This window comes from Aliiroseovarius lamellibrachiae, from assembly GCF_018599245.1.
Classification (GTDB): Bacteria; Pseudomonadota; Alphaproteobacteria; order Rhodobacterales; family Rhodobacteraceae; genus Aliiroseovarius; species Aliiroseovarius lamellibrachiae.
Map to the genome: position 1 here is coordinate 181,770 of NZ_JAHEVJ010000005.1, position 21,831 is coordinate 203,600.

At 56.4% G+C, this 21,831-nt stretch carries 19 protein-coding genes and 2 pseudogenes; 6 read left to right on the forward strand and 15 right to left on the reverse strand.

What is annotated here, in order from left to right; translation table 11 throughout:
- Positions 1-200: 200 nt before the first annotated feature.
- Entirely contained in the window at positions 201-452 is a 252-nt protein-coding gene (locus tag KKW20_RS10495; RefSeq protein WP_214567827.1) for a DUF6552 family protein, read from the reverse strand.
- Positions 442-1,146, reverse strand: a complete 705-nt coding sequence (locus KKW20_RS10500; protein ID WP_214567828.1) for an SDR family oxidoreductase — start codon at positions 1,144-1,146, stop codon at positions 442-444. Before KKW20_RS10500 ends, KKW20_RS10495 begins: the two co-directional genes overlap by 11 nt.
- 97 nt (positions 1,147-1,243) lie before the next feature.
- On the opposite strand from KKW20_RS10500, the gene KKW20_RS10505 reads away from it, so the two are divergent.
- Positions 1,244-2,122 (forward strand): LysR substrate-binding domain-containing protein, encoded by an 879-nt coding sequence (locus tag KKW20_RS10505; RefSeq protein WP_214567829.1) that lies wholly within the window; start codon positions 1,244-1,246, stop codon positions 2,120-2,122.
- Between the two features lie 524 nt (positions 2,123-2,646).
- Here the strand turns inward: KKW20_RS10505 and KKW20_RS10510 are convergent.
- Both KKW20_RS10510 and KKW20_RS10515 read right to left on the reverse strand, forming a co-directional pair.
- Positions 2,647-3,653 (reverse strand): annotated as a pseudogene (locus KKW20_RS10510) (IS3 family transposase).
- Between the two features lie 160 nt (positions 3,654-3,813).
- Positions 3,814-4,368, reverse strand: coding sequence for a hypothetical protein (locus KKW20_RS10515; RefSeq protein ID WP_214567830.1), 555 nt, complete (start codon positions 4,366-4,368; stop codon positions 3,814-3,816).
- Between the two features lie 877 nt (positions 4,369-5,245).
- On the opposite strand from KKW20_RS10515, the pseudogene KKW20_RS10520 reads away from it, so the two are divergent.
- Positions 5,246-5,374: pseudogene (locus tag KKW20_RS10520) on the forward strand (GMC oxidoreductase); the annotation flags it as partial.
- 72 nt (positions 5,375-5,446) lie between these two features.
- Here KKW20_RS10520 and KKW20_RS10525 read toward each other — a convergent pair.
- From KKW20_RS10525 to KKW20_RS10565, 9 genes are all read right to left on the reverse strand, one after another.
- A complete protein-coding gene (locus KKW20_RS10525; protein ID WP_214567831.1) occupies positions 5,447-6,676 on the reverse strand; it encodes a DNA recombination protein RmuC in 1,230 nt (409 codons plus the stop codon).
- Positions 6,673-8,553, reverse strand: coding sequence for a DNA mismatch repair endonuclease MutL (mutL, locus tag KKW20_RS10530; RefSeq protein ID WP_214567832.1), 1,881 nt, complete (start codon positions 8,551-8,553; stop codon positions 6,673-6,675). Before mutL ends, KKW20_RS10525 begins: the two co-directional genes overlap by 4 nt.
- Before the next feature lie 70 nt (positions 8,554-8,623).
- Complete coding sequence (locus KKW20_RS10535) at positions 8,624-9,940, reverse strand: M16 family metallopeptidase (protein ID WP_246534552.1); 1,317 nt, start codon at positions 9,938-9,940, stop codon at positions 8,624-8,626.
- A complete protein-coding gene (locus KKW20_RS10540; protein ID WP_214567834.1) occupies positions 9,940-11,274 on the reverse strand; it encodes a M16 family metallopeptidase in 1,335 nt (444 codons plus the stop codon). Before KKW20_RS10540 ends, KKW20_RS10535 begins: the two co-directional genes overlap by 1 nt.
- Before the next feature lie 95 nt (positions 11,275-11,369).
- Complete coding sequence (locus KKW20_RS10545; protein WP_214567835.1) at positions 11,370-11,900, reverse strand: DUF3035 domain-containing protein; 531 nt, start codon at positions 11,898-11,900, stop codon at positions 11,370-11,372.
- 53 nt (positions 11,901-11,953) lie between these two features.
- Positions 11,954-12,424, reverse strand: a complete 471-nt coding sequence (gene lspA, locus KKW20_RS10550; protein ID WP_214567836.1) for a signal peptidase II — start codon at positions 12,422-12,424, stop codon at positions 11,954-11,956.
- A gap of 7 nt (positions 12,425-12,431) precedes the next feature.
- Complete coding sequence (purH, locus tag KKW20_RS10555; RefSeq protein WP_214567837.1) at positions 12,432-14,021, reverse strand: bifunctional phosphoribosylaminoimidazolecarboxamide formyltransferase/IMP cyclohydrolase; 1,590 nt, start codon at positions 14,019-14,021, stop codon at positions 12,432-12,434.
- Between the two features lie 58 nt (positions 14,022-14,079).
- Positions 14,080-15,816 carry a heparinase II/III family protein gene (locus KKW20_RS10560; RefSeq protein WP_214567838.1) on the reverse strand — a complete coding sequence of 579 codons (1,737 nt, stop codon included), beginning with the start codon at positions 15,814-15,816 and terminating at the stop codon, positions 14,080-14,082.
- 112 nt (positions 15,817-15,928) lie between these two features.
- Entirely contained in the window at positions 15,929-17,212 is a 1,284-nt protein-coding gene (locus tag KKW20_RS10565) for an RsmB/NOP family class I SAM-dependent RNA methyltransferase (protein WP_214567839.1), read from the reverse strand.
- Between the two features lie 68 nt (positions 17,213-17,280).
- Between KKW20_RS10565 and KKW20_RS10570 the strand changes: the two genes are divergently transcribed.
- A complete protein-coding gene (locus KKW20_RS10570) occupies positions 17,281-17,463 on the forward strand; it encodes a DUF1674 domain-containing protein (protein WP_214567840.1) in 183 nt (60 codons plus the stop codon).
- A 71-nt stretch (positions 17,464-17,534) separates the two neighbouring features.
- Here the strand turns inward: KKW20_RS10570 and dapB are convergent, their stop codons facing one another.
- A complete protein-coding gene (gene dapB / locus KKW20_RS10575) occupies positions 17,535-18,344 on the reverse strand; it encodes a 4-hydroxy-tetrahydrodipicolinate reductase (protein ID WP_214567841.1) in 810 nt (269 codons plus the stop codon).
- 95 nt (positions 18,345-18,439) lie between these two features.
- Between dapB and rbfA the strand changes: the two genes are divergently transcribed.
- Both rbfA and truB read left to right on the forward strand, forming a co-directional pair.
- A complete protein-coding gene (gene rbfA / locus KKW20_RS10580) occupies positions 18,440-18,856 on the forward strand; it encodes a 30S ribosome-binding factor RbfA (RefSeq protein WP_214567842.1) in 417 nt (138 codons plus the stop codon).
- A gap of 73 nt (positions 18,857-18,929) precedes the next feature.
- Positions 18,930-19,835 (forward strand): tRNA pseudouridine(55) synthase TruB, encoded by a 906-nt coding sequence (gene truB, locus KKW20_RS10585; RefSeq protein WP_214567843.1) that lies wholly within the window; start codon positions 18,930-18,932, stop codon positions 19,833-19,835.
- Between the two features lie 5 nt (positions 19,836-19,840).
- Here truB and deoA read toward each other — a convergent pair whose 3' ends face one another.
- Positions 19,841-21,151, reverse strand: a complete 1,311-nt coding sequence (gene deoA, locus KKW20_RS10590) for a thymidine phosphorylase (RefSeq protein ID WP_214567844.1) — start codon at positions 21,149-21,151, stop codon at positions 19,841-19,843.
- 94 nt (positions 21,152-21,245) lie between these two features.
- Here deoA and KKW20_RS10595 point away from each other — a divergent pair, with 94 nt between their 5' ends.
- The gene (locus KKW20_RS10595; RefSeq protein WP_214567963.1) at positions 21,246-21,773 is read left to right on the forward strand and encodes a DUF1643 domain-containing protein; all 528 of its coding nucleotides are present in this window, start codon (positions 21,246-21,248) and stop codon (positions 21,771-21,773) included.
- The last annotated feature ends 58 nt before the right edge of the window (positions 21,774-21,831 follow it).

Genomic DNA, 21,831 nt, shown 5'->3' on the forward strand with positions numbered 1-21,831 from the left:
CAGAGGCTGGTCAGAAACGGATGCTTTGTAAAGATATTAATTTCCGCGCGTAAACTTATTGCAACTGGAGTGGCAACAAACTCCACGATCACTCAAATTCCGACCACAACCGCTCAGGGGACGTCTGACAAGATCTACCAGCCGCTAACAATAGAAACATCAACCGAATCTCCGGTTTGTATGAGTGTCGGCAATAGAGCTCAACTGCTCGTCATACCAGCGATCATGGCACCGAGTGCAACGATGTGAACAAGCATCAAGGCTTTGTCATTCCACAACGCACCAACAGCAAACCATCCTAGGACACCAACCAGAAACAGGTATAGGTTCCAGGGCGTCCAGCCAAAGGCTGTCGCTGTATAGCCCATGATTTGAATGGCCGATGCCGCCCACTTAACCGCAAACACCAACCGTTCACGGGGCCCATTTCCAAGTGCAACATCAGACGGCACGGGTTAGCCCCCCGTCGATACGCAGGTTTTGACCTGTCATGTAACCACCCCCTTCCGAGGCGAGCCATGAAATGAGCGATGACACTTCTTCAGCCTGCCCATAACGCCCCAACGGAATGCGTGCCCTTCGGTCTTCGGTTTCAGGCAGGCTGTCGATAAATCCGGGCAAGACATTGTTCATGCGGATATTGTCCGCCGCGTATTTGTCGGAATAAAGCTTGCTGAATGCCGCCAATCCGGCACGGAACACGCCAGATGTCGGGAAAAGAGGGTCGGGTTCAAACGCGGCAAAGGTCGAGATATTGATGATCGCTCCACCACCCTGCTTTTGCATCAGCGGTGTGACCAACCGCGTGGGGCGGATCACGTTCATTAAATAGACCTCCATCCCCTGGTGCCAATCGTCATCACCAATTTCCAACACGGGACCCTTGGGACCGTGGCCCGCCGAATTGACCAGCACATCCACACGGCCCCACCGTTCCTGTGCACCTTGCACAAGGGCGGACAAATCATCGCCATTCAAATTGGACCCCGTGACGCCAAAACCACCAAGTACTGTGCCAAGCGCTTCGCCTTTACCCGATGATGAGAGGATACCGACCTTAAACCCATCTGCCGCAAGGCGCCGCGCGGCATCTGCGCCCATCCCACTGCCGCCGGCTGTTAAAAGGGCTACTTTTTCTACTGACATGCTTATCTCCAGTGCTGTTGATCCTCATAATACGTTAGGTCCAAAATTCTTTTGAACGAGATTTGATGTTTCATGACAGTAGAACTACTATTGCCAAATGACAGATCTTCCTCCCCTTAACGGGTTACGTGCCTTTGATGTTGCCGGCCGCCGCCTGAATTTTCGCGCGGCAGCCGATGAGATGGGTGTTACCCAAGGGGCTGTCGCCCAGCAAATACGGCAACTCGAAGCACATCTTGGGGTCACATTGTTTGAACGGTTGCCCAAAGGGCTGGCTCTGACATCCGCTGGACGCAGTTATCACGCGAGGGTCGCGGTTGCATTTGCAGAGCTGCGCGCAGCGACGCTTCAACTCAGGCCGGAACCCGGCAAAGTTATGATCAGTGTTACGCCAACCTTTGCCTCAAAGTGGCTTATCCCAAACCTGCCGGATTTTTCTGACAAGCATCCGGAGATTGATTTGCGTGTTCTGGCAACTGAAAAGGTCTCTAGTTTCTACAGTGATGGTATTGACCTAGCCGTTAGACAGGGATCGCCACCGTTTGGTGCGGCGCTTGATGCGACGCTCTTATTTAAACAAGATGTGATCGCTGTGGTCGCCCCTAGATTAGTGGAAAACCTACGACCTCCCTACATCCCTGAAATGCTATCGCACCTGCCGAAAATCCATGACACGCATGATCTCTGGCCGAAGGTGCTGACGGAATGGAATATCACTGACCAAAGCAAACGAGGTCTTCGTCTTAGCCAAACGGCACTTGCAGTGGATGCAGCCATTTCCGGACAGGGTGCCGCACTGGTCAGTCGCTTTCTTGTCGCTAGTGACATAGCCGCGGGAAATCTCCTGGAGATCGGGCCGCCGAATACCGTCGGTGCACAGGATTTCTACCTGATAACACTTCGTAAATCCGTACCAAATCCTGCGACTGAAAGCGTTGTGTTGTGGATAACATCACGCGCTAAGAACGTACATTAGATTAGAAGAGTCTTCTTCCATCACCTCGTCGCGAAGTGCAGACTTGATGTAACTGAGACGAAAACTCGGTTTGCTCCACAGATGGTGCATTTGAATCGATTGAAGTATTGTGACCTCAAGAATGTCCGCAATCCGGGCTGCAATTGCAGCATCTTCAAAGCCGCTCGAAGGTCTACAAAGGCCGTCTTTACTGGCAGCGGCGGCACCTAACGGGCCACATGCTGCAGCCGATCTAATGGCGGCTGCGAGCCCATTTTACCAGATGCTGCGGATAGCTCGAATGACCGCTATGAGTAATCTGAAAGAATAATGGCAAAGGTCCGATTGTTTAGCTCGGTTCTCAACGAAATGGGTTGATCCAATGATACAGTTTCGTTCGATCGAGCTCTCCGAGCTCGCGCATCACCAGAGCAATTTACCCGTAGCCACTATTTCCTAAGGCCACAGGCCTCCTATCCAATCTCTTGTCGGTCCTTAGGCATTGCACTGGCCTTTCCCATGAAGACTGAATAGCCCCTAGTTTCCTAGACACCTTCTTGGTTCACGTTTGGCTGTCTGTTTTCGAAATCGACGGGCGACAGCATCCCGTTTCTGACATGTTTGCGTCTCGGGTTATAGAACATTTCGATGTAGTCGAAGATATCCTGTCTGGCCTGTTCACGGGTCTTGTAGGTGCGGCGGCGGACACGTTCACGCTTGAGCAAGTTGAAGAAGCTTTCGGCAACCGCATTGTCGTGGCAATTACCGCGTCTGCTCATCGAATGTTCAATGTTGTGGGCCCGCAGAAATGCGGCCCAATCTCGACTGGTGTATTGCGAGCCTTGATCAGTGTGAATTAGCACGGTTTGCTTTGGCTTGCGCCGCCAGACAGCCATCAGCAGCGCTTGTAGGACAAGGTCGGTTGGTTGCCTTGATTGCGTGGCCCAGCCGATCACACGACGCGAGTAGAGGTCGATGACGACGGCCAGATAAAGGAACCCTTCGTAGGTTTTGATGTAGGTAATATCTGACACCCACGTCGTATCTGGCGCTGCCACATCAAACTGTCGATCTAGTGTATTATCGACCACGGCAGATGGTTTGCCGCTATCTTTCCGTGCACCTTTGAGCAACTTCGTCTGGCGCGCATCCTCACGCGCACGGTGGCTTAATGGGTTCTTAACCCATGCGTAGAACCCGCTAGGATGGATGTTGAGGCAGCGGCACATCCTGCGCATCGAAAAGGTGGGGCGATGCTCGGCCACAAACGCGTACTTCATTTTACATCCTTGGCGAAGTACGCGGCTGCCTTTTTTAAGATGTCGCGCGCCTCAGTCATTCGAGCTAGCTCACGCTTGAGCCTGCGGTTCTCAGCCTCATGATCCACAGATGATGCCTGTGACGCAGCCTTCGCGTAAAGCTTCATCCATTTGTAAAGTGAATAAGTGCTGACGCCCAATCGCTCTGAAACCTCGCGAACTGGATATCCACGCACCGTGATCTGATGCACAGCATCACGCTTGAAATCTTCACTGAAATTTGGCTTCCCCATAACGGCCTCCCTGCCTCAAAATTAGGGAAGAAAGTGTCTAAAATACTTGGGGCTATTCAGGGCAACCCGCCGAAAAAGGTTTGTCACTGAGCTTTTTGAGAGATGAGGTTCAATTTCAAATTCGGAATACCCCAGTGTTTATTGAACGCCCCGCTTTTTATCAGTCGGCGTAGAGCTCTTTCTTCTTGGCCGGGCTGGTGCGTTCGCATTCGAGCGCAAAGAAGCGATTGCCCTTTTGCTCACCCCCATCATACGCAATGCCGTAGAGTGCATCTGGGATGCCCGCCCCCCCCCCAGCGTTCCCTTTGAATAGAGCTTGCGCAGCAGGTTGCGCGTCAGCATCTGCAATATCTTCAATGCTGGGAATTGAAAACAAAGGTGCCTCATTTGCTGTCCCTACAAGCACCTGTTTATACACAAGATCCCCAATCTTATTTGAGATTGCATCCATCTCAGCGTCGGACAGTGTGTCGCCATAGCGTGCCAAGAACTGTGCCTTATTGTAGTCGCGAATAAACTGGCTTTGAGAGCCGGAATTCTCGTTCATCTCAGCGGCACCACGCAACCAAATCATCGACGCGTCATCAACCCCACTCTGGCCCTCGCCATAGTCTGCAAGCAGCCGATAAAAATCAGCCACCGGATGGGAACTGCCAGGCAACCCTGCATAAGCTGCTTTCAAAGCTAAGATCTGATTATCGGAAAGTGTGAACATGCTTTTCTCAATTCTTTATACTAACAATATTTATGTAGGTGTCTTGTTTGGCTGTGGCGGATTTTCAATGGATCACAAAAACCTGTTCCAACAATGCATCAAGCCGGCGCAAACTCTCTTGCCAATCTTGGATGTTTGCATCTTGCGTGGCGGGCCAACCGTCATTGAACGCGCCATTATTGTACCAGCGAGAGTATTCACATTGATGATAACCCCGATATCAGGGGCAATTTTGAACCGGAGCTTGCAGTTTTGCCCCCCAATCGCCTTTGACTGAGGGTTCAGCGATGGGTGGCAACCCAAATAAGCGGGGTGTCCAAGAATTTCGAGATTCAGGTCGGGAACCACGATCCCGTGCATATTTAGATCTTTAAATTGTGGAAGTGGATTGAAGTGATAAGTGGGTTTTTCGGGCAATATGCGGCCACGCCTAGTACCTATCCAAATATTCCCGACACCGTCAGGAACCGTGAAACCGTTACGACTTAGCCACTGTGCACTTACAGGTAGGCGCATATTATCTGCGATCTTGTGTGAAATTCGTGCACAAACCTTTGCGTAGGTTGACCCAAGATCAAACGACCCAACCGGACAGGAGAGTGTCACTGGTTTGGTTTTGCTTTCCTCACTTCCGGCGTCTGTATCATCTGCTTGACCTGCAGCCGGAAGCCAGCACGCCGCGCAAAACATCGCCTGCAATATGTAACGCCTCCAGCCCACTGAGCACACTCCCCACAATAGCTAAATCAACTTTTAGGTGAATTGCTAGCTGGGCTTGGTGAGCCTGTAAAGCATCACGTGAAGGCAGGTTATTTTGTAGTGAGGGGGGCAATGGGAACATCTATTTTTATGCATGCGGTATCCCTGTTTGGGAGCCCGCGTGCGCGGCGTCACGGGGCTGAGGGTTGTCGATGCGTCGACCATGCCGTCGATCACCGCCGGAAACACGAATGCCCCCACAATGATGATCGCGGAAAATGTGTCGGATATGATCTTGAGAACGTGAGACGCCAAGGCTCGCCAAGCGGCCCGAAGGATCTGACGCGTGCCTAAATCAGGTGTTCAAACGGCGTTGCCCCTATCCGTTTCCAATGGGCACCACTGTTTGATCGTCACCCTCGACCTCTTCAAAGTCGAAATTATCCAAGCGTTTCGCGCGATTGCCCGCTTTTTCGGCGGAAATCTTGATGTCCGAAATATCCTTGGACGCTTGATGAAAATGCCGGTCAAGGTTCGCCACACGATCGCCCAACCGCCCCACATCCCCTGACAACAGGTGCAGTTCTTTGCGAATGGCGCCCGCCTGTTCCCGCATCCGCGCATCCTTCAAAATCGCGCGCATTGTGTTCAACGTGGCCATGCAGGTCGTGGGTGACACGATCCAAACGCGGGCCTCGAACCCCTCGCGCACCAGCTCTGGGAAATTGGCGTGAAGCTCTGCATACACGGCCTCGGACGGCAAAAACATCAACGCCCCATCGGCTGTTTCGCCTTCCAGAATGTACTTTTCCGAAATCGCTTTGACATGCGCGCGAATGGCGACTTTCATCGCACGGCCCGCCTCAACCAAGGCGGCTTTATCCTCGGCCCGGCGCAAACCTTCGTAAGCTTCCAGCGGGAACTTACTGTCGATCACGATCGGACCGGGAGGGTTCGGCAAATGGATCAGACAATCCGCCCGTTTGCCGTTCGAAAGGGTCGCTTGCATCGTATAGCTGTCTTTCGGCAACGCCTTTGAAACAATGTCATGCAGTTGAATTTCGCCAAACGCCCCGCGCGTTTGCTTGTTCGACAAAATATCCTGCAAGGACAACACGTCGCCCGACAGCCGGGTGATATTGTCTTGTGCCTTGTCGATCACTTTCAGACGCTCTTGCAATTGCGTCAGGCTTTCGGTGGTTTTCACCGCTGATCCCTGAAGGGTTTCTTTCATCCGCTCTTGCATCTCAACCATGGAACGTGCGGATTTCATCGCGTTGTCATGCAGTCGGTCGTTCATTTGCTGCTGCACCGCGCCAAGGCGGGCTTCCATCGCCTGAAGCACCTGCGCCTGCCCCGACGCCTGCGCGTCCGACACTGTGCGCAACCCGCCAGACAGTTGATCTTGCCCGGCCCCCAGCACCTGAACCGCATGCCCCAGCCCACCCAATTGGCGCGCAAGCTCGGAACTGGCCCGCGCGGATTGCCCGGCCCGGCGCACGGAGACAATCAACAATACAATCACCAAAACCACCGCCAAGATAGCCGCCATCAGCGCAAATCCAGTGGCAGAATTAAGTGCGATTTCCATTTCACCAAACTTGATCATGTGCGTCCAAACAATCTTTCGATATCGCTGAGTTTCAGCTCTACATACGTGGGGCGGCCGTGGTTGCATTGGCCGGAATGGGGCGTGGCTTCCATTTCACGAAGCAAGGCGTTCATTTCCTCGGCGCGCATCCAGCGCCCCGATCGGATCGACCCGTGACACGCCACCCGCGACAGCACAGCCTCGATTTTGGCTTGCACCATATTGCTGTCACCCTGATCGGCCAACTCATCCAACACATCGCGGATCATCGCAGCGGCGTTCACCTCGCCCAAAATCGCGGGGGTTTCACGCACGGCGACGGCGGTGCCGCCAAAAGGTTCAATCACCAACCCAAGCGTCTTCAACGCCTCGGCGGCCTCCAGCAACCGGCCGATGTCACCCGCCGACAATTCGATGATCTCGGGGATCAACAACGCCTGCGACGCCACCCCGTTTTCCGCCATCTGTGCCTTGAGCTTTTCATAGACCAACCGTTCATGTGCCGCATGTTGGTCCACGATCACCATGCCAGTTTCCGTCTGCGCGATGATATAGTTTTCATGGACCTGCGCACGGGCCGCCCCCAACGGCAACTGGCTGGGGTGTGGCGCTTCCGGTAAAGCCTCGTCGATGCCGACCGACGGTTCAAACCGTGCCGATGGCGCGGCCATTTCCGCAAACCCAGGGGCCTCAACCAAGTGGTCAGGCGCCTGACCGTAATAGGCGCCTCGAAGGGCGCCCTGACTGGGCCGATCCATTTGATATTGACGCGGAAGACCCGAAGCGGTGGGCAATTCGGGCCGCATCGCGCCCAAGGTCGCCCCGGCCACGGTTGTGGATGCCCGATGCCCCGCCTCGGCCAGCGCATGACGCAGGCCCGACACGATCAATCCCCGTGCTAAACCGGGATCGCGAAAACGCACCTCTGACTTCGCGGGGTGGACATTCACATCGACGAGCTGCGGATCACAGGTGATGAACAATGCAGCGGCCGGGTGACGATCGCGGCTGAGAAAATCAAAATAGGCGGCGCGCAGCGCCCCTGTCAGCAATTTGTCCTTCACCGGGCGGCCATTCACAAACAGGAATTGCGCCACCGCCGCCCCGCGTGAGTAGGTCGGCAGGGCGGCATATCCCGTCAGGCGAAGCCCTTCGCGGGTGGCATCAATCGCCAATGCATTTTCGGTGAATTCGCGACCCAGAATTTGGCCCAACCGCCCGTAAAGCGCATCAAAAAGATCGCCCGTTTGCGCGTCGGCGCGGAAAGTCACACGCCCTTCGCCGCCACCGGACACATCCCGCAAGGTAAAGCCAACATGCGGTTCGGCCATCGCCAAACGCTTGATCACATCACCAATGGCCTGCGCCTCAGCGCGATCCGTGCGCATGAACTTTAAACGTGCGGGCGTGGCAAAAAAGAGATCGCGCAGCTCAACCACCGTGCCTTCGGAAAGGGCCGCGGGTTTGACCGGGCTCATCGCCCCGCCCGACACCCGAATGGTCGCCGCCTCATCCCCCGGAACGCGGGACGTGATGTCCAATCGCCCCACCGCCCCCAAGCTGGGCAAGGCTTCGCCGCGAAAACCAAAGGTGTGAATATCCAGAAGGTCAGAGCCATCAATTTTCGACGTGGCATGGCGCGACAAGGCCAATGACAGATCATCCGGCGCAATTCCGCAGCCATTATCCGTCACGCGGATCAGTGTCTTACCCCCATCCGCGTAGCTTACATCAATCCGCGTGGCCCCCGCATCAATGGCGTTTTCCACCAGTTCTTTGACGGCCGAAGCAGGGCGTTCCACCACTTCCCCCGCGGCAATGCGGTTGATGGCAGCATCGTCCAATTGGCGAATAACGGGCCGTTTCAGGCTTATATGGGGGGTATCATCAGGCATACCACAAAACTTAGCACGCTCTGATCCGATTCGACCATGCTCAAACCAATGCCCTGTGCGGCGATCAGAGTTAATTCGCGACGGCGGGTTCTGCCAACCCAACCGGTTGCCCAATCACCACAAATGTCAGGGCCGCTGGGTCAAAAATCCGCTTCGCAACACGGTTGGCGTCTTCCAACGTCACCGCGAGAACTTTGTCATTCCGCGTGCTGATATAATCAATCGGCAGCCCTTCCATTTGCATCCCAACAAGGATGCCGGCGATGGTTGAATTGCCGTCGAACCGCAAAGGATATGAGCCCGTCAGATAGGTTTGCGCGGCGGTCAATTCCTGTTCGGTGATGCCATCCCGCGCCATTTTTGCCCATTCTTCCCGCACAACCTGCACCGCCTCCGCCATGCTGGCATTTTGGCTGGAAAACTGCCCCATGACGCCTTCGGCATGATCCAGTTCGAACAAAAATGCACTGATCCCATAGGTCAGTCCGCGCTTTTCACGCACCTCTTGCATCAATCGCCCATCGGACCCCAGCCCGCCCATGACCTGACTGACAATATAGGCCGGGAAAAAATCGGGATCCTCGCGGCGCAATCCTTTATGGCCAAATCGCGCGATAGATTGCGGAGTGTCGAAGGGAATGATGGTTTGCGCGCCATCCAGGGCAAGCTCGACCCGATCTGGCAAATCGCCCCCGGTGGCTGGCAGGCCCGACAGCAGTTCGTCCAGCAAGGTTGCCAACTCCGTTGCGGTGATGTCGCCGACGGCCCCGATGTACATCTGGTCGCGCGCAATCGTATCGGCAAAAGCCGCAAGCAGATCGTCGCGGGTTAACGCCTGAACGCTCGCCTCAGTGCCCCCATCATAGCTGCCATATGGATGGTCGCCAAAGGCCATCTTATCCCATGTCTCCGACAGGATATCGCCGGGATCAGCCGCCCGTGACTTGAGGTTTGACAACAGCTGTCCACGCACCCGTTCTATCGCGTCTTCGTCGAACCGGGGCGCAATCAAAGCGGCGCGCAACAGTGCCGCCGCCTTATCGCGGTTTTCGGTGAGGAACTGGGCAGAGATGTTGATTGCGTCACGGCTCGCGTGGAATCCAATCGACGCCGCCATCGCCTCACGGGCTTCGGAATAGGCGCGCGCGTCCATGTCGCCAGCACCTTCCTCAAGCAAAGATGTCATCAGTTCGACTGATCCGCGTTTGTCCGGACGATCAAGGGATGTACCGCCCCTAAAACTGATTTCAAGCGCCACAAACGGCAGGCTGTGTTCCTCGACCAACCACGCTGTATGGCCGCCTTGCGAGGTCACATTTTGGATCGCAACCTCCGCCGAGGCCGGCAGGGCAAACAGGATCAGGGCAATCAACGCATGTCGCAACATCACATTTCCTCTCCGTTTTCCGGAACAAGCCAGCCGGTCACAGATTGGCGTTTATCAAGCACGTTTCTGGCCACACGCATCACATCGTCGGGGGTGACGGATTGCAAAATCCCCTGCCACTGGTCGATATCCTCAAGCGTCAGGCCGGAACTGAGCGCCCGACCATAGCGATCCGCCCGGGAATAAGCATCGTCTTGGGCATAAATCTCGCCCGCCCGGATTTGGAATTTGATCCGCTCAAACTGCTCCGCATCAACGCCCTGTTCAAAGAAACTGGCGATTTGCGCATCTAATGCTTCCTCGGCGTTTCGAAGGGTGACGCCCTCTGCTGGAACGACAACAAATCCAAAGCCGCTGTCGTCCATGGCCACGGATGAATAGTTCGCGCCAACATAAACCGCAATTTGCTGGTCAAATTGCAACGCACGCCCAAGCACCGATGTCGCGCCCGATCCGCCCAGAATTTCCGCCAAATACACCAGTGCCGCGGCATCCTCTTGCGCACCGGAATCACGTTCCGGGGCCAGATAGCTGCGCATCAAATAGGGCTGTGCCACCCGAGGGTCCGCCATGCGCAGGCGCCGCGCCGCCAATTGCGGTGGCTCTTCCACACGTTTTCTGACGCCAAGATCAGCGGTGGGCTTAAGGGGCCCATAATGGGTTTCGGCCAGGCTGCGCACCTCATCCGGTTGCACATCCCCCGCGACGACAAGCGTTGCATTGTTGGGGGCGTAATAGCGGCGGTAAAAGTCCAACGCATCTTGCCGAGAGAGGGTTTCCATTTCATGACGCCAGCCGATGACCGGAATGCCGTAAGGGTGGTTTAGGTAAGACGCCGCACGAAACTGTTCGTAAAAAAGAGCACCGGGGTCGCTGTCGGTTCGCTGGGCGCGCTCTTCCAAAATCACCTCACGCTCGGTCAGGATATCCTCTTCGCTCAAGCGAAGATTACGCATCCGGTCCGCTTCCATTTGCATGATCAACCCAAGGCGATCGGCCGCAATACGTTGATAATAGGCGGTATAATCTTGGGTGGTGAACGCGTTGTCAGATCCGCCGTTTTCGGTGACCACCCGCGACAATTGCCCAGCCGCCATCGTGTCGGTCGCCTTAAACAGAAGATGTTCGAGGAAATGTGCCACGCCAGAAACGCCCGGCTTTTCATCCGCAGCCCCCGCCCGATACCACAGCATTTGCACCACAACCGGCGCCCGGTGGTCTTCGATCACGACAACTTGCAAGCCGTTGTCCAGCTTGAACTCTGTCACCCCTTTGGGGGTGGCGAAGGCAGGTAGCGCCACGCAAGCGGCAAGGGCAGCGAGGAATAATCGCATGAGGGTCTCCCGTGAATATGCGACCAAACTAGACACTGTGGCGCGGGCCGCAAGCCTCACCCACGCAAAGTTGAAGACCAGTTAACGGATCATTCTCAGTTCACGACTTGCGGCGGGGCCGATGGTGTCCAGACACCAAGGCGGCGCAGGCGTTCCAATTCATGGTTCTGATCCAGGTGCATGTTCGTATATGCGCGATAATAGACATTCACATTGAACAAACGTTCCAGCAAGCGCCCTTTATTATCACGGCGCCATTCCAGATCCTCGGCGGCCAATTGGTTGCGAATGGATCCAGAAACACCATGGCGCGAGGCATAATTCACCACGCCCGCTTCACCAGAGCGAATGCCGGTACGATCCAGACGGTCGGGACGCCCGCCCAATGCCGCCACCGCATCTTTCATCGGGGTCACATCCGAGCGGTTTGCGCCACCGGGGGTGGGCGCAGGCAATGCCTTATAGCTTTCCGGCTCCTGCAACGGTTTGGTTGGCAGGATGGAAAATTCATCCGGCCCCGATTGCGTTGCCTTAAGGTTCATAAGCTGAGGCTCTTTGTCGCCACAGGCTGACAAGGTCAGCACCATTGCAAACAAGGCCAGAGTTTTTACCGTGATGTCACGCATTAGACGCAAAACCCCCATTTCCTACTGCTTCTTAGCCCATCTGGAAACGCGCGTCACGGGGTCTTGTTCGTATCGGCGAAAAGCACCAGGCCAAACGCCCCCGCAAAGACGAAAATATCCGCGACATTAAAGGAATACGGGTTGTTTATGCCGCAGCACGACATGTTCAAAAAATCAACAACGGCCCCGTAAACCAAGCGATCAATGATATTTCCAACCGCGCCACCAACCAAAAGACCGGCACTGACGAATGCCAGTGCGCGCGATTGGCTGCGTCGCACCCAAATGATAACCCAAGCAGAAATCACCAGCCCCAACGCAATAAGCACCCAGCGCATAATGTCCGTATCGGACCCAAACAGGCCAAAATTCACACCCCTGTTCCACGCCATCTGAAAATTAAGATAGGGCGGGAACACCTCGACCCAGCCGCGATTGGCCAGCTCGAGGGATTTGAGCACAAAGATCTTGCTGCCCTGATCCAAGGCAAGGGCGAGAACAGCAAAGATCGTGATCAGTTTCATGGGCAGATCAGTGTTTAAAGTGGCGCATGCCGGTGAACACCATGGCAAGGCCTGCGTCATTGGCGGCTTTGATCACTTCGTCATCGCGCATGGATCCACCCGGCTGAATGACGCAAGTGGCGCCCGCAGCGGCCGCTTCCATCAACCCGTCGGGGAAGGGGAAAAACGCATCCGACGCCACGGCAGATCCTTTGGCAAGGCTTGCATCCAGTCCCAATTCATCCGCCATACGCTGCGCTTTTGACGCGGCAACATTGGCACTGTCGAGGCGGCTCATCTGACCCGCGCCAACGCCCACTGTGGCATGGTCTTTCACGTAAACAATCGCGTTGGATTTCACATGCTTGGCAACTTTCCAAGCAAACAAAAGATCCTCAAGCTGTTCATCCGTTGGCGCCTTTTCGGTGACGACCTTCAGATCATCCAACCCGATGTACCCAACATCTTTGTCCTGCACGAGCATCCCACCGGCGACCTGCTTATAAGACACAATCGGCGCGCGCGTATCCGGCAGAGCGTCTGTCAGCAAAAGGCGCAGGTTCTTCTTGGCTGCAAAAATCTCTTTCGCTTCATCGGACGCACCGGGGGCAATCACAACCTCGGTGAAAATCTCTACAATCTTGGTCGCGGTTGCCGCGTCCAGCGGTTTGTTCAGCGCAACAATGCCACCAAAGGCCGAGGTGCGATCGCAATCAAACGCCTTTTGATAGGCCTCTTCCAAGGTCGCGCCCTTGGCCACACCACACGGGTTGGCGTGTTTGATAATCGCAACAGCAGCCGTTTCAGCGGGATCAAATTCCGAAACCAGCTCATAGGCGGCGTCGGTGTCATTGATGTTGTTATAGCTCAGCTCTTTGCCCTGCAACTGGGTCGCGGTGGCCACGCCAGGGCGGTTAGACCCATCGGTATAAAACGCCGCTTTCTGGTGGCTGTTTTCGCCATACCGCAGGGTTTGCTTCAACTCACCAGCAAAGGCCCGGCGCTTGGGCGCGTCCAGCGACAGCGCATTTGCCATCCAGTTCGACACAGCCGCATCATAGGCTGCGGTGCGCGCATACGCTTTTTGCGACAGCTTGCGACGGAATTTCGGGCAAGTGGCCCCACCGTGCTGATCCATGTCGCCCAAAAGCTTGTCGTAATCCTCAACATCCACAACCACATTCACAAAGGAATGGTTTTTCGCCGCGGCACGGATCATCGCCGGGCCGCCAATGTCGATGTTTTCAATACAGGTGTCATAATCAGCACCCTTGGCCACGGTCGCCTCAAACGGATAGAGGTTCACAACCAACAGATCGATCGCGCCAATGCCATGCTCATCCATCGCGGCAACATGTTCGGCATTGTCGCGCAGCGCCAAAAGACCCCCATGTACATTCGGGTGCAGCGTTTTTACGCGCCCGTCCATCATCTCTGGAAAACCGGTCACATCCGCCACGTCTTTCACCGCAACGCCCGCATCGCGCAGCGCTTTGGCCGATCCGCCGGTCGACAGAATTTCGACGCCGCGCGCCTCCAGCTCTTTGCCCAGCTCAATAAGGCCAGTTTTGTCAGAAACGGAAATAAGCGCACGGCGCACAGGATGAAGATCGGTCATTGTGGTCTGGCCCCCCTTAGGCCCAGAAATGGCAGTCACTGAATGTCTCAGCAATTCTCTACGGCAATTCGCGGGCGTCACGCTCAAGATCACGCAAGACCGAGGGGGTCTCTTGTGCCTTTGCCAACGACCAACGGATGCGCGTCGCATAATCCATTGTGACCGCGCTGAGAACCACCTGTTTCGTCGCACGGGGCTTTAATCGCGTTTTTTCCATGTAAACGCTGTTTTCCAGCGTCATTTCCACCCGACCTTTGGCCCGGAACACCCAAATCTCGCCAGACCGCAGCGCCATCGACACCGCGGTCCCCCCAAGGTCAAGTTGCGCGTCAACCTCGGGGTGCAAATGAAAACGCACCGTAAAAGGAATACCCTGAAGCTTGTGTTCATCCATCACACGGTTAAAACGTTTTTGGTTCTCGATGCCCAGCGCGGCAAGTGTCTCTTCCCCCTGAACCTCCCGCCCATCCACGCTCAAATCCAAGCGGCGCATGTGCAAAAGGCCGTGACTGTTCAAATACCCATCGTGATCGGCAAACAATCCCGATTTGCCCGGTTCCGTGGTCAGCTCCACCTGAACCTCGCGTGGGGTTTGCTCCAAATACGTGCGTTGCGATTTGCCGGGCGTCCCCAACCGAGACGACGACAGCCCCGCCAGACCCAACGTCGAATGCGACGGGGTGGCCCGCCCAGCCTTGCGCCATTCTTCACCGAATTGCGCACCGGACCCGCAGTTTACGATCAATGGCCGGCGACCCGACGTAAGCTCAAAGGCCAGCGTCGACGCATGCGCATTCGCCGAGGCCCGGCCCGTTGGAGGAATGGCCGCATCCACGATCATACTGGTGCGCCCCGCCGCCAGTCGCGCAAACCCCATCGACAAACCGGACCGCGCCGGCCCTTTGATGCCAGAACTCGCCAAAGCATGATCCAAACGACCTTCAAGCCCACGCCCGCCACCATGAAACCGCGCCAAAGCCCCGTCCGCATGGCGCAGGGCGCGCAGGGTTGGGGCGATGCGTTCGATCGCGGCCAAATGCTCATGCGCGGCCATATCACCGCTTTCGGATAGGGCTTGGGCGGCCCAGTTCAACAGCGTGAACACCTCTAGCAATTCTTCCGGGTTTCGGGTCGGAATGCCCCCATCCACGTCAATTTGTTCACGACATTCGCGCGCCAGAGCTTTGATCGCCGGGGCGACATGCTGCTCCATGCCCGTCAGGCTGAGCCCGGCATAAATCATCCCGGTCAATGCCTCAAATCGTGGCAATCCGGGGCTGGCGGCTTGCCAGCGCCGCGACAGGAAAATCGTTTGCTGGGCAAGGGATTGGAAAATCCGAGCGCTGTCTTCTCTGGGCATTCCCGCCATTAAAAACAAAGCGTGATTGATCCAGCGGATCAGGCGACGACCGGTTAAATCCGGCGTCCAGCCCGGCCCTTTTCCATTGCCAAAATTGTCAATCCAGCCCAACAGCCACGCTTGCCCACGTTTGCGCGCCGCAAGGTCGCCAAAGCTTGCAAGATCGTCAAGCCAGATGAAACCCTGAAGCTCTTGCGCATATTCCGCGCTTGGCGGAGCAATCTCCCAAATGGATTGATCGGGGGCATTCACCAAATGGCCCGCAAACAAAAAATTGCCCGCCACCAACTGTTTGCCACGCGCAAAAGCGCCAATCGTTCGGGGTTCGGGTTGAGACACAAAACCTGTGGCCGCAGTTGCCCGCGTCGCACGCCATGCGTGCCAGCGGTTCGCCAGCCGGGTGCGAAATTCAGAAGGGTTGCTTTCGTGCGCCACGCGGGGCCTCACCTCGATCTGCCAATTGGCGGCACAGCGCCGCGTTACGCCCCTCTTTCGGGAGCCTTGGCCAAATCATACAACCCTAGAACCAAGGTGTCATCCGGCGATTTTACGCCTTGCGAAATGAGGTGATGAAAAAGCCGTCCATCCCGCCCTGATCCGCAAGATAGTTTGGCAAAATCCGCAGGCCCTCTGGCCCAATCCACTCTGCATCAACACCCGGAAGGCGCAACGCCTCCAGATCAAGGCTGATGTTGTTATGGCGCGTCATTGCATCGCGCACCTGCTCTTCGCCCTCATCAATCAGCAAGCTACAGGTGCAAAACACCAACCGACCGCCGGGCTTTAACAGGCCAATCGCACGGTCGATCATGTATTCCTGCAACTCAAACAACCCGGGAAATTCGCTTCCGTCCTTGGCGCGGGGCAGGTCTGGGTGGCGGCGGATCGTACCTGTGGCGGTACAGGGCGCATCCAGCAAGATCGCATCATAGGGCCCGCCTTCATGCTCAAGCGCGTCGCCGACAAGGCAATCCGCCGTCAGGCCCGTACGGGCAAGATTTTCACTGACCCGCTTCATCCGAACTTCGGACACATCCAATGCCGTAACCGTTGCCCCACTTGCGGCCAATTGCATGGTTTTCCCGCCGGGGGCGGCGCAAAGATCCAAGATCGCCTCGCCAGCTTTGGGGGCCAGCACCTTGGCAGGAAGGGCCGCGGATGCATCCTGAACCCACCAATCCCCGTCACTATATCCGGGAAGGGCTGTGACTTGCCCCGGATCCATCAGCCGCACCGACCCGGTGGTTAGCAGCGCACCTTGCACCGCATCAGCAAGCGCTTGTGGATTTGATTTCGCGGTCAGATCAAGCGGCGCACCGGCAAAATGCGCCGCCTCAATCGCTTCAACCGTGGGCTTGCCGTAATCCGCGATCAACGGTTTGCGCAGCCATTTTGGCAAGCGCGGAATTGGCAGCTTGTCCCATTTATCCACCTCACCGGCCACTTTGCGCAAAATCGCATTCACAAGGCCGGACATGTTTTTGGTGGTGAAATCGGTGCGGGTTGCCTCGACACAGGAATTCACAATCCCATGCGCGGCGCCCCCTTCGCAAATTTCAGCCACACCAAGACGCAGGATGTTCAACACCCGTTCCGGCGGGCGTTTTTGCAAATGCGGCCCAAGCATACGGTCGGCGCGGTCCATGACCCGCAAGGTCAAAATGGTCAAACGCTGCACCCGCGCGCGCACATCCGGGGACTGGCGCGCCAGCCGTTTGGGCAGCGCTTCTGACAGCAGCCGTTTTTCCACAAGCACGTCATCCAGCAGGTCCACAACAATGTGACGCGGATCTATTGCGGTGGTTTTTGCCGGTTTCTTCGCCTGCGCCATGACAGCTCCTTTGCCTTTCCGATCTTCGCGGCCTATATCATCCTTACCCAAGCGACAAGGATATCAACATGTCCGATGACAAACGAGATCTTCCCCCCGCCGCCAAACGCGCGCTGGCCGAAGCAGAAGAGCGGCGCGAAAAGGCGCGGGCCGAGGGCAAAACCCTTCCAACCGAATTGGGTGGGCGCGACGGCCCAGAGCCGGTTCGATTTGGGGATTGGGAAAACAAAGGCCTCGCGATTGATTTCTAATCACCCGCCCTTTTAATCCTTCGTGTTGTTGCTTTGCGGCATGTTTGCATGGCTGAGCAACAGCCCCAGTTTTACAGGCCCAACACGTCCAACATATCATACTCGCCGGGCTTTTTACCCTGCCCCCACAGCGCGGCCTTTAACGCACCGCGCGCAAAAACGCTGCGGTCACTGGCCACATGGCGCAGGGTGATCCGTTCGCCGTTGGCGGCAAAAAGCACATCATGTTCGCCAATAATGTCACCGCCGCGGATGGCGTGAAAACCGATATCGCCACGTTTTCGCGCGCCGGTGATGCCGTCCCGACCACGGTCTGAGACGTCGGACAAATTAACACCGCGCCCTTCGGCCGCAGCCTCGCCCAGCATCAAAGCGGTGCCAGATGGTGCATCAACCTTGTGATGATGGTGTGATTCGATGATCTCAATGTCGTAATCTTCGTCCAGGGCGGCCGCGACCTTCTTGGTCAGTTGGGTCAAAAGATTGACGCCAAGGCTCATGTTTCCGGCGCGCACAATGGTCGCGTGACGCCCGGCGAGGCTGAGTTTTTTCAGATCCTCATCGGACAAACCTGTGGTGCCAATCACATGCACGGCGCGGGCTTGGGCTGCAATTTCCGCCATCGCCACCGTTGCTGCTGGGGCCGTGAAATCAATCACCGCCTGCGCCTTGGACATCACCTCAAGCGCATCATCGCTGACCGTGACACCCATCGCCTGACCACCCATGCATTCGCCAACATCGCGACCAACCCAATCATGGCCCGTGCGTTCCAACGCGCCCACCAAACGGGCTTTATCAGAGGCCACAACTTCATTGATCAACATCTGGCCCATCCGCCCCGATGCGCCCATCACTACGATGCCCGGCAATTCGCTCATGTCAGTCTCCTTTGCTTGCCCGTTTCCTAGCCTGCCTTGACGCAATTGGCAAAGCCCCGCTTGCACAGACCCACATTTCGCCCTATGTGAGCGCCATGGCAAAGAACAGATTCAGTGAAAACAAAGGCCCGTCGCAGCGCCAGCTTCGTGTGGCAGAATTGATCCGCCGCACCTTGTCAGAGGTGTTGATGCGCGGCGAAATACATGATCCTGACTTGGCGCGGATGTCGATCACCGTGGGCGAGGTTCGGGTGACGCCCGATCTGCGGATCGCAACCGTTTTTGTGCTGCCGTTGGGTGGCGAAGGCAAAGACGAGGTTGTCGCCCTGCTTGCGCGCAACAAATATGAAATTCGCCGCGCGTTGAACAAAGCCGCCCAGTTGAAACATTCGCCCGACCTGCGATTTATGCTCGACGATACGTTTGATCAGATGGACGCGACCCGGAAGCTGTTTGAAAAAGACGAGGTTCGCCGCGACCTTGAAAAAGATGACGAAAGCGATCCAGAATAAACCGCCAATCCGGCGCAATTGATCCCCGAACCCCGGCCCTTTTTGGGTCGCCGCATTAGATTTGGAAGACGACATGGCACGCAAGCGCAAGGGACGTGACATTCACGGTTGGCTGATTGTGGACAAACCCGCGGGCATCAGCTCTAACGCGGTCGTCAACAAAGTGCGATGGGCGATGGACGCGAAAAAGGCGGGTCATGCGGGGACGTTGGACCCAGAGGCCACCGGTGTTTTGGCCGTCGCCTTGGGCGAAGCCACCAAAACCGTGCCTTACGTGACTGACACGCTGAAGGCTTATACTTTTACCGTGCGCTTAGGCCAATCCACCAACACCGACGACAGCGAAGGCGAAGTGATTGCTGAAAGCGATCTGCGCCCAACTGATGAGGACATCACCGCCGCGCTTGCCCAATTCACCGGGCAAATCATGCAGGTTCCACCCAAATTTTCCGCTGTGAAAATTGATGGGGAACGCGCCTATAAATTGGCGCGCGATGACGAGGACTTCGAAATCGCTGCCCGCCCGCTTTGGGTCGAAGAGCTAAAGATGTTGGACCGCCCCGATGCCGACCATGTCACGCTGGAAATGACCTGTGGCAAAGGCGGCTATGTGCGCGCCATTGCCCGTGATCTGGGCGAGGCTTTGGGCTGTCTTGGCTATGTGCGCGAGCTGCGCCGCATTTGGTCCGGCCCCTTTGAGGCCGAAGATGGCGTGACGATGGAACTGGTCGAAAGCCTTGCCAAAACCGGCGAGCTGGATCAGTATCTTTTGCCGCTGGAAGAGGGCTTGTTTGAGCTGTCAGAACTGCGCTGCACCGCCGAAGGAGCCACGCGCCTGAAGCATGGCAACCCCGGTATGGTCTTGAATTCAGACGTGGAATACGGCGACGAGGCGTGGGCGTCATATGACGGCAAAGCCGTTGCGGTCGGGATTTTCCGCTCGGGTGAATTGCACCCCAGTCGCGTGTTCAACCAGTAATCTGGTCAGCTGTCGACAATCAATCGAACCGGCGCTTCAACCTCGACTGCACCCCCAAACGTATAAGCCGCAAGGACCTGCGCTTTGGCGGTTTCCGCGCTGGTTTGGTCGTCTGCATGGATCATTGCAATCGGGTCGCCTTTGCTCACGGATACGCCCACGTCGAGCAATCCGGTCAGGCCAACCGATGGGTTTACGATATCATCTGCACGGCGACGACCACCGCCCAATTCAACAACCGCAAGCCCAATCTCACGGGTGGAAATCGCGCTGATCTGCCCCGCTTCTGGTGCCTCAACCGCCAACGTCAGCTTTGCGCTTGGCAGGATTTGATCCATCCGCTCGATCAAATCAGATGGCCCGCCCAGCGCGGTTACCATTTGCCCAAATTTCTCAGCGGCAGCGCCCGTATCAAGCGCGGCTTGCGCGGCGGCCACGGCGTGTTTCCGATCTGAATACAGACCCGCCGTCAAAAGCATCTCACCACTTAAAGCGACGGTCACCAACTCCAATCGTGGGTCCCGATGGGCACCGGTCAAAAACTCCACCGCGTTTCGCACCTCCACCGCATTTCCCGCTGCACTCGCGAGCGGTTGGTTCATATCCGTGAGCAAAGCATGACACGGCAAGTTGGCCGCGCGCGCCACACCGGTGATCGAGCGCGCCAGCTTTTCAGCCTCATCAAAGCTGCTCATAAAGGCGCCATTGCCGAATTTCACGTCCATCACAAGGGACTGAAGCCCCGCCGACAGTTTTTTTGACAAGATCGACGCGGTGATCAGGGGGATGCTTTCTACTGTCGCTGTGACGTCGCGAATGCCGTAAAACCGTTTGTCTGCCGGGGCAAGATTGGCGGTTTGTCCGATCACCGCACAGCCAACCTCCGCAACCACTTTTGCGAACAGGTCATTGTCCGGCGTCACGGTATAGCCGGGGATCGCCTCCATTTTATCAAGGGTGCCGCCCGTGTGCCCAAGCCCACGCCCGGAAATCATCGGGACATACCCACCGCAGGCGGCAACGATCGGGGCGAGCATCAAGCTGACGTTGTCCCCGACCCCGCCGGTTGAATGTTTATCCACCACGGGGCCGGGCAAATCGGACCAGTTGAAAACGTCACCGCTGTCACGCATTTCGCAGGTCAGGTTTGTGGCTTCGGCCCGTGTCATACCTTGGAAAAATACCGCCATCGCAAAGGCAGCAACCTGCCCTTCGCTTGCGCTGTTGTCAGAGATACCAGCGACCATGGCCGAAATTTCTTGCGGCGACAGCTCTGCCCCGTCGCGTTTCTGGCGGATAATCTCTGCGATCAACATGGTGGATCCTTTCTTGAAGAGATCAGCTTTTACCTTTTGGACAAAAATTGCAAGAGGCTTGCATTTGGGCCCTTCAATGGATCACAAACCAAGCATGATTGAACGAGAATTTCAAAAAGGCGATGCCGCCTCTGTTGCGATCTATTCTGACTGCGAACGCTACCGCTATGCCTTACGGCGCGTGTGGGATGCGCAGGGCAAGAAGGCTCTTTTCATCATGCTGAACCCGTCAAAGGCGACAGAACAACAAAACGATCCAACCGTTGAACGCTGTGAACAGCGGGCACGTCGGCTGGGGTTCGGGGCGTTTGGTGTGGTGAATATCTTTGCTTGGCGTGAGACACATCCCAAGTTGATGCGCTTGGCCGCCGACCCCAATGGACCAGAGAACAACACCCAGCTGCTCGAGGCATGTAGATGGGCGGATGTGGTGATTTGCGGTTGGGGCACGCATGGTGTGCATCTCGGTCGCGGGCCTGAGGTGGCGATTTTATTGCGCCAAAATGGCGTCAAGCTCCACCATCTGGGCCTCACCAAAGATGGGCATCCCAGACACCCATTGTATATCTCATACGCCACACAGCCCACCCACTGGGAGCATGGCGGATCTGTCGACTGTTGACATGTATTACGGTGTTCGCATCACATCCGCTTCAGCTAACACTGTCGGACTCGATGGT